We start from the raw sequence: 16,724 nt of genomic DNA on the forward strand, positions 1-16,724 counted from the left end.
GTCCACGGCCCCTCACCTACTTCACAGAGCATACACACCGCGCACGCCACGCCGCATACGACGGGGCGCCCGGAGCCGTAGCCCCGGGCGCCCCAAGCCGTCGATATTGCGGTCGTCGGCTGTTACCCGTCATCCGATGTAATCGGACCGATCAGGCGAGGTTCTGTCCCGTCGTCCCGGTCGCGGCATGACGCGGCGTGGCCTTCAGCGCATCCTCGCGCGCCTTCAGCGACTTGTCCTGCGGACTGTCGGCGGGAACCGCCGCCAGCGTGTTGGAGTTGATCAGCTGCTCAGGCGTCGACACGGACGGCTCCTCCGGCATGGCGAGGAAGACCTCGCGCTGGAAGGCCGCGGCCGCCGCCGCATCATGGTTCGGATCGTCATCGTCGAGCGGTTCGGCCTCGAGCACATGCGCGGCCACGAGCTCCTCCGGCGTCCTGACCATCGGCTCCTCGCGGGACTGCGGAACGAGAGGCTCGGTCCGCACCACGGTTTCCGTGTTATCAGCGAACGGAGACTGGATGGGCTGCGGCTGCGGCTTGGACTGCGGCTGCGGCTGAACCGGCGTCGGCGTCGGCTGCGGCTGCGGAGTCGGAGTCGGCTGCGGCCTGGGCTGCGGGTTCGGCCGCGGCGTCGGAGCAGGCTGCGGCTGCGACTGCACCGGAGCCGGAGTCGGCTGAGGCTGCACCGGAGTTGGCTGCGGCATCGGCTGCGGAGTCGGAGCAGGCTGGAACCTAGGCTGTGGCTGCGGCATCGGCTGGGGCTGGGGCGCCACGTTCGGCTGCGGAGCGGGTCGCACCGGAGCCGGAGCCGGCATCGGCATCGGCTGCGGCTGAGGCTGCGGTTTGGGCTGCGGAGTCGGCTGAACCGGAGTCGGAGCAGGCTGGAACCTAGGCTGCGGCTGCGGCGCCACGTTCGGCTGCGGGGCGGGACGCACCGGAGCCGGAGTCGGCTGCGTCTGCGTGCTCGGCCACTGTACGAGCGGGAAAGATCCGTTCGAGACAGGATTCTGCCGCGGCGTCGGCTGCGGGGTCGGAGTCACCGGCTGCGGACGCACCGCCGGGTTCTGCGGGATCTGACCGGAGCCAGATGTCATGTTCCCCTGCGTCGTGTTCCCCTGCGTCCGTGCCTGCAGCGGATTGAGCGGCTGCACAGGAGGCGTGGTCGGAGGAACCGGTCGAGCGGAATTCTGGCTCAGGTTCGGCTTCTGGGTCACCGGCGACGCCGGCACCTGCTGCGTTTTCGCCGCAGGGCGATCATTCTGCACCTGCGGCGCGGGACCGGGCTGGAATCCCTGCTGATTCTGAGGCGCTGCAGGCTGCTGCGTCGGCTGGGACACGCGCTGCTGGTTCGGAACCTGCTGGTTCGCAGTCGGCTGGTTCACAGTCGGCGGCACGAACCGCGGCTGCGCAATGTTCTGCTGCGCAGGATTTTGCTGCACAGGACGCTGCTGCGCGGCATTGTTCTGCGCAACCGGCATCTGAACGGGCTGCGGGAACTGCTGCGGCGTGGGAACACGATTCTGCAAAGGCATCGTCTGCCCATTGGTCGGCTTCATCTGCGCCGCGGCATTCGCATAACCCGCTGCGTTCGGGGTCTGCGGGGCAACCGCCGGACGACCGTTCTGCGGCGCGCCGTTCTGGGCAGGCGAAGGATTCACGGGCATCGTATTAAGAACCGGACGACCACCCGTCTGAGGCTGCGAAACCTTGTTCGGCACCGTCTGGTTCGGCACGGGCTGGTACGCGGTCGGACGACCGGCGGAACCCTGGCCCGGCACCACCTGGTTCGTCGCGACGGACGGAGCCGTCGTATTCGGAGCAGACGCCGTTCCTTCGGCCGACGTAGCCGAATGAGCGTTCGGCACATCGCCGGCAGCCGGCACAGGCTTACCGCAATGCCCGCAGAACTTTCCGCGGGGTGTCAATTCTCCATTGCAATACGGGCACTTTGCCATTCCCTTCTCCTTATCACGCGCCATGGTGGGAGGATCCGCATCGATCCGTCGAACCGGCCGGCCCACGTTGGGCCAATCACTCGGAAGACCCGCCGCACCCCCATCATGCCGTGCGAGAACGGGCGGCCATCCCGTAAAACAACGGACAGCCGTACCGTGTCGCAACGGAGCGGCGGACGCGACGTAGCGAATCGTTGCCTTCATACTATTGCGATGCCGCGAAAATCGCACATTCACGCCCAACTCAGGCCGGAATCCCCTCCCCAACCGCCCGAAATCGCGTTAGGCGGGTGCCGCCACACCCGCCGAACGCCATCCCAGGCGGAAATCCCCCTCCCGGCCAGACGAAACCGCGTTCAACGGGTGCCACCACACCCGCCGAATGCCATCCCAGGCAGAAAACACCGCCCAGGGCAGACGAAATCGCGTTAGGCGGGTGCCACCACACCCGCCCAAGCCCAACTCAGGCGGGAATTCCCTTCCCGGCCAGACGAAATCGTGTTCAACGGGTGCCGCCACACCCGCCGACCGCCATCCCATCCCGGGCAGGAGCAAAACGCCACCGCCGCGGCACGGAAAAGGCGGTACCCGCCCCTCGAAAGAGGTGGATACCGCCCTGATACCGGCCCCGCGCTAACCGCGCCGCCCTTACTTCGACGACATCGCCGTCGAGGAAGCGGTCGAGCTCGTCAGCATGGACCACATGGTGGCCTGGATGGTCAGGGTGGATTCGGTGTCGCCCGGACCGTTCTTGCCGAAGCTGTAGCTCACCGAGTTCGGCACGGCGATGCGCTGCATCTTCTGCAGCTGGCTGATGAACGCCTGCATCTGGTCATACGACCCCTGCACGGTGATCGACACGGGCACCTGCACCGGAATGCCGATGCTCAGCTTCGACGTGGTGACGGTAGGCAGCGACGCAAGCGTCGCCTCGCTGAAGGTGACGCTCTGGATCGTGACCTGCGCGCCCGCGGCGACGGTGTTCAGCGAATCGATGAAATCCTGCTGGTTGTAGGCGCCAGGAATCTCGGTCTGCATCTGGGCGAGTCGGCTCAGCTGGATCGACTGCTGCGGCTGGAGAATCGTGAGGTTCGCGATCTCGTCGCGCAGCTTCGCGTTCTTCGCCTCCACCGTCGCGGTCTGCTGGTCGGCCGACTCGATGTCGCTTTTCTTCGGCGTCACCACGGCGCCGACGGTGCCCAGAATCAGCAGGATGGCCAGCACGACCAGCCCGAGGGCCTGCCACTTGTACTTGTTCATGTCTCCCCCTAAGAGATAGTGCTACGAAAGACGATGTTTCCTAAGCCTTGAGCGTCACTCGCTGTCCGAGGACCCGCTCGTCGACGCCGTCGACGTGGACGTCGTGCTCAGGCCGGCCGCCTCGGATTCGAGCGACTCGCGCATCGTGGCAAGGAGCTGGCGCTTGCTGTCGTCGGCACCAGCGGAGTTGTCGCTGCGCTCGGTCGTGTTCCTGGACTGGCTGCCGTCGGCGTTGTCCACGATGAGGTGGAGGGTCACGCTTCCGGTGTAGGTGTAGCCGGCGTCGCTGCCGCCCGTAATGGACGTGAGCGAGCCGTTGATGTAGCCGGTGACTCCCTCGAAGTTGGCGATGAAATCGTGGGCCTTGATGAAGTCGGGGTCGGTGACGGTGAAGTCGACGGTGATGACGCCGCCGTTGCTCCACACGGTACCGGCGGTCGATGACGCCGACGAGCCCTTGCCCGTAGCGGAGGCGAGCTGGTACTCGGAGAAGTCAAGCGACTCGTACTTGCCGTTGGCCGGCAGCGCGGAGTTGAACTCGCCCGCCACCTTGTTCCAGTCGACCTCGTTGTACAGAACGCCGATCTTGACGAGCTGCTCGTCGTCCACGGAGTTGAGGGTGTCCTCGACGTCCTTGAACTGGGCCTTCTTCTGCACGAGCTGCGTGTACTGGTCCTGCGCCGCGGTGGTACGCTTGTCAGCCTGGTTCACGAGCACGCTCATGAGCACGATGGCCGCGATGCACAGCGCCGCCACCACCATGTCGACCACCACGAGCCCGTTGCGCACCACGCGGTCGTGGTTGCGGCGCACGACGGAGCGCGGGATGAGCTCTGCCCTGAAGTTCCAGTCCTTCGGATTGGAGGTGGTGGCCACCTTGGCCTTGGCGAAGGGGTGACGGAAGTCGAAGCCCTGCTTCTTGACGGTGGTCTTGCCCTCGCCGGCTCCCTCGGGATTCTGCCCTTCCTCGGAATCGACGGGCGGCATCGCCGCGGTCTGGGAGAGCGCGGATCCGTCATGCTCGCCGCGCGGCTTTGCGTTCTTCTTTCCAAACAGACTCATTGCGGCCTCTTTCCAAGTGCCAGGCCGAGCACGGCCGCGTAATCGGCGGCGTGGGCGGCGATGTTCTGATTCGTGACGTCCTTCGACAGCGAGAAGTTGCGGAAGGGGTCTCCCAGACGGACGACCTTGTTCGTCGAGCTTGCGAGCACGGCGGGGAAACCGCCGAGCGTGGCGCCGATGCCCGTGAGCAGGATGGTCTGCACGGTATCGTCGGGATGCTCGTTGTCGTAGTAGTTGATGGTGTTGCGCACGCCGACGATGAGCTGGGCCACGGTCTCGCGGATCACGGCCTCGGCCTTCTCGAGCTTCTCGTCGCCGACCACGTTCTGCAGGCCGATGCGGCGCTTGATCTGGATGGCGTTGTCCCTCGGGATGCTCAGCGCATCGACGATGGCGTCGATGACATCGTTATCACCGGCGGTTACGGTTCGCACGTACTGCGGATGCGCGTTGTCCATGATGATGACGTCGGTGTTGCTGGAGCCGACGTTCACGATGGCCTGCACCCTGTTCACGCTGGAGCTGGCGAACACGCGCGCGAGGCAGAACGGCGCGGCGTCGATGGTCTCGAGCACGAAGCCCGCCTTCTCGATCACCTCGGCCATGCTCTCCAGGCCGGCGCGCAGCGTGGCCACGATCAGCCCGTGCAGGATGGTTCCCTGGCTCGTGCGCTCCTTCGACAGCGGCACGAAGTCGAGGATGGACTGGTCCACCGGAAGCGGAATCAGGCCCTCGGCCTGGAACGGCAGCGTCTCGCGCAGCTCGTCCAGCGCCATGTCGGGGAAGTTCGCCTCGCGCAGCACCAGACGGCGGCTGGCGTAGGCCAGGGCCGTGTGCTCGGTGGGATACCGGTGGCGCGTGATGAGGTTGCCGATCAGTTTGGTCACGTTTTCCTTGGCGTCGTCCACGATCTCGCCATCGACCACCGCGCCCGCCGGCAGCGGCACCATATGGAAGTGCTGCACCTTGGGTTTGGAGGAATAAGGGTTTTCGATGACGGCCGCACGAACGGCATCATTCGACAACATCAATGTCGTGATTTGGCTCATGAGCACTCCCTTGCTAGTTTCTCTCCCATGCCGGGCTCACATGAGCCCGACGACGTGTAGATACAGGTCGGCGATGACCTGACCGGCGAAAACGCCGATCCAAGACCCCACGACCATGGAGGGACCGAAGGGAATCCCGCCCTTGGCCGTGACCTTCTTACGTGTTATTTGTACCAGTGCGGCAAGACCTCCGACGACGAAGGCCAGGAACGCGCCGATGATGAACTGCTTCCACCCCAGCCATCCGAGGGTCATGCCGAGCAGGAAGGCGAACTTGATGTCGCCGTCGCCCATGCCGCCTGGCCGGATGATGCTGAGGACGAAGTAGAAGGCGAACAGGATGAGCGCGCCGATGTACGCGCGTCCGTACGCCGGCCAGGCGTCCGTCATGCCGGATGCGAGCGCGAGAAGCACGGCGCTGACGATGACGGAGGGGTACACGATGACATTGAGGATCAGATGGTGATCGATGTCGATGTACGCCACGATGATGCTGATCGCCGCGAGGTACAGCAGGTCGGGCAGCATCCACCACGTGTACAGGCCTCCGACGGCCCCGCCGACGACGCCCGCCATGGCCAGGCCCGTGAGGGCCTCGATAACCGGGTAGCGCACGGAGATATGCTCCTTGCAGTGCCGGCATGTGCCTCCGAGCACGGCGTAGGACACAAGCGGGATGTTGTCATACCACGCAATCTGCGCGTTGCAGTTCGGACAAAAGCTGCGCTTGGGGTTGACGATGCTCATGTGGTTCGGCACGCGCCAGATGACGACGCCGAGGAACGATCCGAGGAAGCAACCCAGTATGAAGGTCACGACCTCGAGAAGAACGATGCTTGTGGTATCCATATCCTCACCTTATGTCACCGGTGCCCGCACACGGGCGGGGCACCGAGGTTGGCTCCTTGCTCCTGATGTTCCCGGCGCGGCGTCATCCCTTCGTGGCGCGCACAAGGGAATAGCCCTTGGACGCCGACACGGAGGTGTCGAGCGCGAAGGACGTCGACGATGTCTCCACGTAGTGCTTGTACTTGCCCTGTTCGGAAGCCGGGGCGTTCCATGTCTGCTGCGTGGACTTCAGCGTGGTGCGGCCGAAGAGGTCCTTAGAGGACGGCGTGGCGGCCTCGCACTTCTGCAGCGTGACGTAGGGGAACATCTGCGGATACTGGCTCACATTGCGGTCGGTGCCGTTTGTGCCGAACTTCCACCCGGTGAAGGTGTCGGTTTCCTCGAGACACAGGGCGCCGGCGTTCTTCGAGTCGTCCTTCAGGGCCTCGGCCAGACGGTCGGGGTCCGAGGCCACGGTCTGCGTGGCGGAGTCGAGGCTGCTCAGGAGAACGAACTTGTAATCGAAGCGGCCCGAGCTGGCGCCGTCGGCGGACAGCTTCTCGGTGCGCACGAACTGGTATGTCGGATCGGACACCGTGGAGCAGCCCCTCGTCGTGGCCTTGAGCAGCGCGCCCGGGGACGCGGCGTCCACCTTGAGGCAACCCAGCGTCGAGGAGATCTTGGCCTTGTAGGCGAGCTTCGTGGTGTCGATGGTGCCGTCGGCGTTCGTCGGGCGGTCATACGTCATCATGTCGTACTTGGTGCCGCTCGTATCCGTCTTCGTGCCGCACACGACGTTGGACGTTCCGTCGGACGACTGGCCGCTGATCATCTGCTTGTAGCAGAACGAGGTGATGGGCGCGGCGTTGACATAGCACTGCTTCGTCACGACGTTCTGTGTGTTCCACTGGAAGCTGCTCACGGCACGCGCCTGCATGCAGGCTCCTGTGTTGCTCACGATCTGGCTGGTGGTGTAACCGGCCTCGCCGCCGTTTCCGAGCGACTGGAGGTAGGTTCGTTCGTTATCCTTGTCAAGCCAGCCGGTGGATGTGACCTGGCCCCACTTGCCGGCCGTGACATAGCATCCGTCGGTCGCGACCGCGGGGTCGAGGTCCGATCCACAGCCACCGTGGTTGGACCACACGTTGTCCTTGGTCGGATAGAGTCCTTCGAAACGCGTGTCGTGCGCCATGGCACCTGTGGCCAGCGCCTGGCCGGGGTTGCTGTAGGCGGCGTTGATGAAGCCGAAGTAGAACGACCATTTCTGCAGTTTGTTCAGGGCGCTGTTGGCATCGGCGAGCTCGGCGGCGGTGTCATAGCCGTAGTTGCCGGAGGCGATGTCCACCTTGCTGCCGTTCCACGTGCCGGAGAATTCGCTCGGCGAGTAGCTCGTGCCGCATGTTCTCAGCGTCACATGGGCCGGAGCCGACGCATCCGGGTCCAGACCCGTGATGCACAGATCGGAGCCGGCCAGCCTGATCGTGTCGTCGGACGCGTAGCTCCACGCATTGTACTTGGAGTACACCGTGTTATTGGCCTGGCACATCGGGTTGTAGTTGTAGGTCACGGTGTTGCCGTCGCCCTTGACCGAACCGGGTGCGAACCACGCGCGCTTGAAGATGCGCACTGTCCAGCCCTCGGCGGGCACGGCCGTGCCGGTGGTGTCGACGTTGCCCGACGGGTCGGCCGCCACAAGGCAGGTCTCGTCGGCGGGGTCGTCGATGTAGTTGCCCTCGCCGTTGGTCAGATGCTCGGACGCGTGTTCGATCCATGTGCCCGTCACGGTGGCGGTGTCACCGTCGGCGGTCAGCGTCGAGCCAGTCACATGGAGCCATGCGTGCTGCGAGGCGCCCTGCTCGTTGTCATAGAAGGTGAACGAACCGTCGGTGGAGCCGTTTCCCGCCCAACTGCTGGATATCCTGGTCGTTTTCCCCAGGCTGGCGAACTGGTACACGCCCTGCTCGGCCAGGATGGGGTCGCCGGTGGTCGTCGAGGAATCGAAGCACTTCGCGGTCACGAGGGCATAGCGCGTCTTCGCCATATCCGCCAAGGTTGTCACCTGGTTCGCCGTTCTCGCGCCGGAGGCGTCGGTGGCGGTGGGATCGCCGTCCCAGTACGTCACGTCCACACTCACGGTGACGGCGCCGCTGGAGTAATCGTCGGCGGAGGACGCGGTGCCCGTGCCGTTGATGCGCGTGCACGTGTTCGTCTTGTTATCGGACTGCGACGAGTACACGCAGGTCAGCAGCACCGAGCCGTCCGACTGCACCACGAAATCGCTTGCGGATGTGGACGACGCCGGCATGTAGGGGTCGTACGACTTCTTGTCCACGGCCTGGGCGGAGGCGGAGCGCATGAAGCTCAGGCCGAGCTCGAGCCCGCTTTCCGCGGCGTAACGCGACTGCTGCGTGCGGCGGTCGGAGCTGTAGGGCACGGCCTGCCCCACGAGCACCGAGGTGATGATGGCCAGGGTGAGGATGACCATCGTGGTGAACAGCAGCGCCATGATCATGGCGGCACCGGTCTCGCCATGCGCCCTTTTGCGGATGCGGGCGCCCCACTGGCGTTCTACATAGGTCCACAACTGTGTGTTCCTCATATCTGTCAGTCCCTCCCGATCACATGTTGTTGATGGCGTCGTACATGGAGAACATAGGCATGTACAGGGCCAAGACCATGAAGCCGACGACGCAGCCGAGCAGAAGGATCATGATCGGCTCGAGCAGCGAGGTCAGCGACTTCGCCATGGCCTGCACCTCCTCGTCATACGCCTTGCCGGCGCTGGCGAGCATCTGGTCGATGGCGCCGGCGTCCTCGCCGATGGCCACCATCTGCACGAGCATGTTCGGGAACACGCTCTGCAGGGCCATGGCGTCGGAGAGCCTGGTGCCCTTCTCCACCTCGCGCGCCACGAACTTCGACGCGCTCTCGTACACGATGTTGCCGGACGTGGAGCCGACGATGTCCAGCGCTTCGAGGATCGGCACGCCCGAGGAGAGCATGGACGAGAAGTTACGGCAGAAGCGGGCGAGAGCCACCTTGTTGGTCAGCTTGCCGAACACCGGGACCTTGAGCTTGAACGGCTCCCACCACTGGCGGATGTACATCTTGTTGCTGTGCGAGCGCCAGTAGATGGTGAACGCGACGATGCCCACGATGAGCAACGGGATGGCCACCGGCGCGACGTTACCCATGCTCACAAGCGTCTGGGTGATCGCCGGGAGCTTGGCTCCCATGGAATCGTACATGTCCTTGAAGGTCGGGACGATGGTCAGGAGCATGACGCCCACAAGGAGGAAGGCGATGCACAGGACGACGATCGGGTAGGCCAGCGCGGACTTGATCTGCTGCTGGAGCCTGACGTCGGCCTCGAAGGAGTCGGCAACGGTGAGAAGGGCGCCGTCAAGGAAGCCGCCCGCCTCGCCGGCGCGCACCATATGCACCATGATGGGCGGGAAGAGCTCGTCCTCGTTATGCTCCATGGCCTCGGAGAACGACATGCCGTTCTCCACGTCGGAGACGCATTGGTGCAGGGCGTCGCGCAGGCGCTTGTTCTCCACCTGCTCGGTGACGATGTTCAGGGAGCGCACAAGCGGCACGCCGGCGGCCACCATGGTGGCGAGCTGGCGGGCCATGACGGCGTAGTCCTTCTTCTTGGGGTATTTGCCGCCGCCGAGGTTGATCTCCATGTCGAGACCGCTGGCATCGGCGGAGTTCTTGAGATCGGTGGGCAGAATCCCCTGGCGCTTCAGGCGGTCGATCGCCTGGCTGCGGCCGGTGGCCTCGATGTCGCCGCTGACCTTCTGCGAATTCTGGATGCCCTTGTAATGCCATACGGTGCTTACCGCTTCGTCTGCCATGGCCGTTCCTTTTCTCCCGACGGAACAACTCCTCGTCCCATCCGAGCTCGGTTTCCCTGGACGACGGCAACGACGCTATCGCCGTCTGATCCCTTTCTTGTGCATATTGTAGTCTATATGCTTTTCCCCCGCGCGTCGCCCGCATGATCATGGACAGGCGATCGACTGGCGGGCCGGGCCGGGCGCGAGGCGGGCGAGGCCTCCCCCATAACACTGTGATGGAATACGATTCCCCCGCCCCGAAACCACGGTCAGCGGGTGCCGGTCTGGAGGGCGGCGTCGGTGGCGGAGTCGTAGGTGAACTTCTTGACGGTTGTTTTCTGGTTGAAGGCCAGGATGGAGTAGCTCGTGCCGTCGCGGGACGGGGTAACCATAAGGAAGACTCCCGGCGAGCAGTTGAGATGTGCGCCGACGTCGAGGTAGGCCTTGTTGCCGCTGGCATCGCTGCAGGAGACGGCGGTGGTTCCGGGGAAGGTGCCGCCGTGGTCGGCCATATACGTCTCGACCACGGACTGTGCGTTCTTCGCGTCCTGCGCGGCGGCCGAATCCCAGGAGGCCCGGCGTTGGTTCATGAACAAGGGCACCGACACGGCGGCGAGAATGCCGATGATGATGACGACCACAAGCAGCTCGACAAGCGTGAACCCGCGCTCCCCGCGGCTGCGACGACCCTGTGTATGAATGACCATGGTCATACGACCTGCTTTCCGTTGTGGTGAATATGTGATTCCTCAGATGGCGACGACGCCCGGACTTCGCCGTCCGGAACGATTCTCGCACTTCACAAATCTATCACATAACAACGGAAGGCGCGACGAGGACGCAAAAAGGGGGCTGCGCCATGGCGCAGCCCCCTTTGGTTCTAACTAATCAGCGAACCCAGCCAATCAAGACTTATCACTTATCGGTGGACTTAAGTGCGGAGTCCGTATGGGAATCGTACGTGTAAGTCTTCGTACCGTTGGTATGATCTGCACTAATAGTATAGGTCAGATTATCATCTGACTTAGTAACCGTAAGGTGAACACCCGCGGAGCACGTGTAGTCCTGCCCGTCAACCGTCACCTTCACAGCGGAATTGGCAGCGGATGCATCGCAGTCGACAGCAAAATCAGCCGGCAGCTTACCCTCGTTCGCGCCCATCACAGTCTCGGTTACCGTCATGGCGTTCTTCGCGTCCTGCTCGGCGTTCGAGTTCCAGGCGGACTTGCGCTGGTTCAGGTAAATCGGGACGGACACGGCGGCGAGGATGCCGATGATGATGACGACCACGAGGAGCTCGACGAGCGTGAAGCCCTTCTGGCCCTTGCGACGACGCTCAAGCGCACGAGAAACCATATTCATGATTACCTACTTCCCTTTGTATGGGAATCTCCCATCTCAAGCCACCGTCCCACGAAGCACCATCTATGCGTTCCGCTTTCGGGAGGCTTTCCCTATCCCGGACGACTCCGTCCGTTCCAAAGGCTCCTGCCTTCTGGTTCACAAATATAACACAAAGTGAAGAAACCGCAAAGACGGACCGTATTCGGCGTGTTGCACGCAATTGCAAGGCTTCCGACATACACCGCGCCGGCACAACCGCCGCACCATTGCGAAGGAACGGCATTACCAGGCATGAACACGATGCCGACATGGCACAACGGACACCGACGCCAGGCATGCGACGGGGGCCGCGGGATTCGCCCCACGGCCCCCGATATCCGGTGTCCGATATCCGGTGTCACGGACAGCCGGCGCGGTGTCACGGACAGCCGGCGTCACTCAGACATCGCAACCGCGCCATCGGCCGGCCGCGCCCGTCAGATCTCGCACAGGTACTCCCCGCTTCCGCTGATGCCGATGCCGGGGTCGGCGGCGCCCGTGTCCGTGATGCATCCGGAGCGCGGCGCGGTGTACGCGGCGTAGTATTTGCCGGTCTGCGACTTGTACAGCAGGTACCGGATGTCGGACGACATCTTGGCGTCATACGCGTACACGTCGAAGTTCCTCGCCGTGGCGCCCGCCGGGTCGGAGTCAGAGCACGGGGCCACTGACGAGGCCGAGTGGTTCACGTAGCACGGCACATACAGCAACTCCACGTCCGCCGACTTCTCGAAAGTGGACTTGGGCTTGAACACCACCGAATCCACCGCCGCGGCGGGCGTGGGCTTGGAAATCTTCTCGCCCGCGGTGTCGCCTCCCAGGTCGGCCGGGAACATGCAGGACGAATAGTCGCTTCCCGCGCCCTTCAGGCAGCGGATCGACAGATTCGGCATATTGCCGTAGGTGGAGATCATATACGAGTTCAAGACGCCCACCGCCGTCTCGAGGTTCGCCCTCGTCTGCTGGAAGGCGCTCGAGCGCCGCTGGTTGCCGATCATGGGGATCGCGGCGCCGGTAAGCACCGCGAGGATGGCCACCACCGCCAGCAGTTCCACGAGCGTGAAGCCGCCCTGGCCCGCTCCCCTGCGCCTGAGGGCCCTGTACACCGTCGTCATGGCCTTGTCCTTTCCTTGGCCGTTCTCCCTATCGTCGAAAACTCAGCGCGTGCAGCCGCGCCACCCGTCAGACCGTGGTCACGCATGATGCCACGTCTCCCGTGCTCGTGTAGTTGCGCACCGTCAGCGTGGTGCTCGTGCTCGTGGCGATGACCTTGCCCGACACCATCGCGCCCGCGGAGGGCGAGACGGTGAGCATGCTGCCCGACTGCTCGAACATCTTCGCGTCATACGGCGACGGCGCGCTGGGCGAGTTGATGAGCCTGTTCGCGAACACCATGTCGGACGTCGCGTACGTGGTGCCCGAGGCGCCGGCCACGAACGGCGCGCTCGTCCACGAGAGGGTTCCCGCGGAGCTCAGCGCGTCGCCGCTCCACACGGGGGCCGTGTACGTGACGCGCACGCACAGGTTCGTGGCGGCCGACGTGCCGCCTGTGCCCGCGCTGGCGGCGGAGACCACGTTCGAGGGGATGAGCAGGTAGAGCTGCTGCGAGTCGCCGTCGTCCACCACCGTCATGCCCTCGGCGTACATGACGAAATGCGCGAGGTCCTCCGTGGCGTTGTTGATCTGCGTGGCGGACTGTGTGCGCATCATCGAGCGCTGGCTCGTGTGCATGAACTGCACCACGGTGGTGGCGAACATGGCGGTGAAGATGCTGAAGATGGACATGGCCACGAGCAGCTCCACAAGCGTCACGCCGCTCTGGACGCCGCGAGCCGCGCGGCGGAACCCACGCAGCCTCGCCTCATGCCAGGCGCGGCGTCGGCGCGCCGCGCAGTCGCGGATGGCGCTGCGGACGGAGGCGCGCCATGCGCCGAGGGTTTCGGCAACGGCACCGAGAACGGCGCCGGCCCGGCATGCGACGGCCGACGGCGCCCTGCGCGGCCGTTCGTTCCGCTTTTCCACTCTCTGCTTTCCTGCACTCTGCTTTCCTGCACTCTGCTCTGCCATATCATCAGCTCCATTGCCCGAAGTGTTCATAGCGACCATGGCTCATAGCGTCCATGCGCCCGAGTTGTTCATGGCGACTTCGCCGCAGCAGTCCAGGTACTCCGTGGTGGCATACACCTGCGGGGTGCTGGTGCTGCTTCCGTACGTCCAGCTGACCACCACGGTGACTCGCAGCATCGGCGTGTACACGTCGGCGCCCGCCTTGAAGGGGTAGTCCGCCTGAACCGTCGGGTCCGACAACGCCGTGGTGAGGTCGGGCAGCGAGGCGTCGGTGAGCTTGACATCCGAAGATGACGACGACGAAGAAGAAGACGACGAAGACGACCCGCCCGACGAGACACCCGACGCAAGGTATTCGGGCGAGGAGAACGCGGCCGGGTCGACGGCGAGGCACTGTGCGCTCGTGTTCTTGCGGTAGCACTTGCCCACCACGGTGTACACGGTGAACGGCGTGCCGTTGACGGTGTTGCTCGTATCCACCGGCGCGATGCTCGCCGTGCCGCCGGGCACCGTGGATGCGGTGGAGTACGCCAGCTGGAAATCGCCGTCGCTCACCACGCCGAGGTCCTTGGCCGCGGCGTACGCGGCCTCGGCGTCCGACTGCGACATGCCGGCGGTGATGGACGCCAGGTAGCTGCTGCCGCTGACGCCGCGGATGCGCGAGCGCACCTTCTCCATGCCCGATGTGGCGAGCGTGGTGGCGGTGACGCGCTGCTGCTGCTCATACGATGTGTGGATCGCGCGAACGGCGAACTGGGCCGCCACGGTGCCCACCATCAGAAGAATAAGGAGTGCGACGAGCACCTCGACGATGGTGAAACCCTTCTGGCCGCGCCGCGGAAGCCTCCACCCGCGCCCCCCGGACGCCATCGCGCCGTCAGCGCCGTCCGCGCCGGCCACGGCGACATCGTCCGCCGCGCCGGGCTCCGTGCCGCCGCGGACGGCATCGCACGCCCCGGCGGGTGATGCGCCGGCCTTGAAACGCCGAATCTTCATGTGCTTCCTCCATCACGGCCGCGTCCACTGCGACGAAGCCGCCGAATGCCTCAGGCAGCCCCGGCACCGTCCGCACGCGCGTTCGTGACGTGGAAATCGTGACGATGCGCGCGACGGGACACCCGGGCCGCTTCCCTTTAACCAACCATAGTATACATGGAGCCGCCCACGCGCATCCCGGCATCCGTCATCGGGACGGACGGCGCGGGATGACGCGGAAAACCCGGTGCGGTACACTGGGCTACGGATAGGCTCTGTTTCCGGCGCGCCGCAGCACCGGAGACGAAGGAAAGGACAGAAGATGCCAGAATCTCGCTCGTCAACGGGACGCTTCCCGTTCTTGCGGCGCGGGGGCGCCGAAACGGAGAACGGTACCGGTCAGAACGGCGCGGCGCCCGCCGGCGCCGATGCCGCGAACCGCACCCCGGCCCACGCGGCGCCCGCCTCGGACGGCGCATCGGATTCCCCGCGTCCGCGCCACGGCCAGGAGATGGACGCCGCCACCCGCGCGGCCAACGCCGTTGCCGCCGCACGCCGCGGAGGCATGCCGCCCACGCGCCGCCCCGCGCCCGCCCACACCACTGCGAACGGCCAGACCCCGGCCGACCAGAACTCAACGGAGCAGAAGGCGCAGGGCACGACGGGAGAATCGTCGAACCCCTCCGGCGCCACGCCGCCGAAGCAACCCACCTCCCCGCGTATGACGCGCGAACAGGAGGAGGTCGCCAAGGCGCAGGACATCGCCCGCCGCATGAGCCTTCCCTACGTGGACCTCGACGAATACCAGATCGACAAAACCGTCGTGAACATCGTGTCCGGCGAGATGCTGCGCAAGAACGAGATGCTGCCGATCGACATCATCCGCGGCCAGCTCGCCGTGGCCTGCGCCGACCCGACGAACTTCGCCGCCATCGACGACATCTCCGCCGCCACCGGCATGACGGTGCTGCCCATGGTGGCCGTGCCGGCCAAGGTGCGCCAGGCCATCAACCGCTATATCCGCGCGAACAGCGAGCTCAAGGAGATCTCCGACGAGATCGTGGCGAACACGCGCCAGGAGGTGCAGCTCGATGACGCGCAGAGCGACGCCGAGGCCTCCTCCCCCGTCGCGCGCTTCGTCTCGCTGGTCATCAACCAGGCCATCGACGACCACTGCTCCGATATCCACGTGGAGCCGCAGGAGGACGGCCTGCAGGTGCGCTTCCGCATCGACGGCGTGCTGCACGTCTTCCAGAAGGCGCCCAAGCAGATGACCCAGGGCGTCATCAGCCGCATCAAGGTGCTTTCCGACATGGATATCGGCGAGCACCGCAAGCCGCAGGACGGCCGTATCACCGTGCGCCACAACGGCAAGAACGTCGACCTTCGTGTGGCCGCGCTTCCCACCGTGTGGGGCGAGAAAATCGTCATGCGAATCCTCTCCACCCCCGCCGGCAACCTCAAGGTGGAGGACCTCGACTTCTCCGATCGCAACTACCAGGTGTTCAAGAGCGCCTACTCCCGGCCCTACGGCATGGTGCTCGTGACGGGCCCGACCGGCTCCGGTAAGTCGACCACCCTGTACGCCACGCTGGGCAACGTGGCGCGCCCCGAGATCAACGTCATCACCGTCGAGGACCCGGTCGAGTTCCGCATGAAGGGCATCAACCAGGTGCAGGTGAACAAGAAGGCCGGCATGACCTTCGCCGCCGCCCTGCGCTCGATTCTGCGAGCCGACCCGGACGTGGTGCTCATCGGCGAGATCCGTGACGCCGAGACGGCGAAGATCGCGACGGAGGCCGCACTGACCGGCCACCTCGTGCTCTCCACCCTCCACACCAACGACGCGCCGAGCGCCGTGTCGCGACTCGTGGAGATGGGCGTCGAGCCCTTCCTCATCTCGTCCTCGCTGTGCGCCGTCATGGCCCAGCGACTCGCCCGCCGCCTGTGCCCGGACTGCAAGCGCCTCGACAAGGCCACGCCGGCCGAGCTGCGCCTGTTCGGCATCGACTACAAGGAGGGCGACGAGCTGCCCGACGTGTACCGCCCGGTGGGCTGCAAGGAATGCTCGAACACCGGCTACCGCGGCCGCGTGGCCGTGCAGCAGGTGATGGGCGTCAGCGAGACGATGGAGGCCATGATCGCCAAGGAGGCCACCTCCCAGGAGATCCAGGCGCAGGCCGAGAAGGAGGGCATGACGTCCCTTCGTGACGACGGCTGGCAGAAGGTGCTCCAGGGCGTCACCTCCATCGACGAAGTGATCCGCGTCACCGTCTGACAGGGTCTACAATCGACAAACGG

At 65.0% G+C, this 16,724-nt stretch carries 13 protein-coding genes; 1 reads left to right on the forward strand and 12 read right to left on the reverse strand.

Annotated features, from left to right (window positions below):
* Positions 1-151: 151 nt before the first annotated feature.
* The 12 genes from PSRA_RS09355 to PSRA_RS04585 all read right to left on the reverse strand — a co-directional run bounded on the left by PSRA_RS09355 (position 152) and on the right by PSRA_RS04585 (position 14,444).
* On the reverse strand, positions 152-1,927 hold the full coding sequence (locus PSRA_RS09355; RefSeq protein WP_158216318.1) for a hypothetical protein: 1,776 nt from the start codon (positions 1,925-1,927) through the stop codon (positions 152-154).
* Between the two features lie 678 nt (positions 1,928-2,605).
* Complete coding sequence (gene pilO / locus PSRA_RS04535) at positions 2,606-3,217, reverse strand: type 4a pilus biogenesis protein PilO (RefSeq protein WP_094660709.1); 612 nt, start codon at positions 3,215-3,217, stop codon at positions 2,606-2,608.
* 54 nt (positions 3,218-3,271) lie between these two features.
* Positions 3,272-4,279, reverse strand: a complete 1,008-nt coding sequence (locus tag PSRA_RS04540) for a hypothetical protein (RefSeq protein ID WP_094660710.1) — start codon at positions 4,277-4,279, stop codon at positions 3,272-3,274.
* The gene (pilM, locus tag PSRA_RS04545; protein ID WP_094660711.1) at positions 4,276-5,328 is read right to left on the reverse strand and encodes a type IV pilus assembly protein PilM; all 1,053 of its coding nucleotides are present in this window, start codon (positions 5,326-5,328) and stop codon (positions 4,276-4,278) included. Before pilM ends, PSRA_RS04540 begins: the two co-directional genes overlap by 4 nt.
* A 36-nt stretch (positions 5,329-5,364) precedes the next feature.
* Positions 5,365-6,177, reverse strand: coding sequence for a prepilin peptidase (locus PSRA_RS04550; protein ID WP_094660712.1), 813 nt, complete (start codon positions 6,175-6,177; stop codon positions 5,365-5,367).
* A gap of 82 nt (positions 6,178-6,259) precedes the next feature.
* On the reverse strand, positions 6,260-8,755 hold the full coding sequence (locus tag PSRA_RS04555) for a pilus assembly PilX N-terminal domain-containing protein (protein ID WP_143516328.1): 2,496 nt from the start codon (positions 8,753-8,755) through the stop codon (positions 6,260-6,262).
* A 19-nt stretch (positions 8,756-8,774) separates the two neighbouring features.
* Positions 8,775-10,016 (reverse strand): type II secretion system F family protein, encoded by a 1,242-nt coding sequence (locus PSRA_RS04560; RefSeq protein WP_094660714.1) that lies wholly within the window; start codon positions 10,014-10,016, stop codon positions 8,775-8,777.
* A gap of 251 nt (positions 10,017-10,267) precedes the next feature.
* Positions 10,268-10,711, reverse strand: coding sequence for a type IV pilin protein (locus PSRA_RS04565; RefSeq protein WP_094660715.1), 444 nt, complete (start codon positions 10,709-10,711; stop codon positions 10,268-10,270).
* Positions 10,712-10,913: 202 nt separating this feature from the next.
* Positions 10,914-11,360 carry a type IV pilin protein gene (locus PSRA_RS04570; protein WP_094660716.1) on the reverse strand — a complete coding sequence of 149 codons (447 nt, stop codon included), beginning with the start codon at positions 11,358-11,360 and terminating at the stop codon, positions 10,914-10,916.
* 458 nt (positions 11,361-11,818) lie between these two features.
* Positions 11,819-12,496, reverse strand: coding sequence for a type II secretion system protein (locus PSRA_RS04575; RefSeq protein ID WP_094660717.1), 678 nt, complete (start codon positions 12,494-12,496; stop codon positions 11,819-11,821).
* 67 nt (positions 12,497-12,563) lie between these two features.
* Entirely contained in the window at positions 12,564-13,448 is an 885-nt protein-coding gene (locus tag PSRA_RS04580; RefSeq protein WP_158216319.1) for a PulJ/GspJ family protein, read from the reverse strand.
* Positions 13,449-13,490: 42 nt separating this feature from the next.
* Positions 13,491-14,444 carry a prepilin-type N-terminal cleavage/methylation domain-containing protein gene (locus PSRA_RS04585; protein WP_094660719.1) on the reverse strand — a complete coding sequence of 318 codons (954 nt, stop codon included), beginning with the start codon at positions 14,442-14,444 and terminating at the stop codon, positions 13,491-13,493.
* A gap of 301 nt (positions 14,445-14,745) precedes the next feature.
* Here PSRA_RS04585 and PSRA_RS04590 point away from each other — a divergent pair, with 301 nt between their 5' ends.
* Positions 14,746-16,701 carry a GspE/PulE family protein gene (locus PSRA_RS04590; RefSeq protein ID WP_245834892.1) on the forward strand — a complete coding sequence of 652 codons (1,956 nt, stop codon included), beginning with the start codon at positions 14,746-14,748 and terminating at the stop codon, positions 16,699-16,701.
* The last annotated feature ends 23 nt before the right edge of the window (positions 16,702-16,724 follow it).

The organism is Pseudoscardovia radai, assembly GCF_002259605.1.
Classification (GTDB): Bacteria; Actinomycetota; Actinomycetes; order Actinomycetales; family Bifidobacteriaceae; genus Pseudoscardovia; species Pseudoscardovia radai.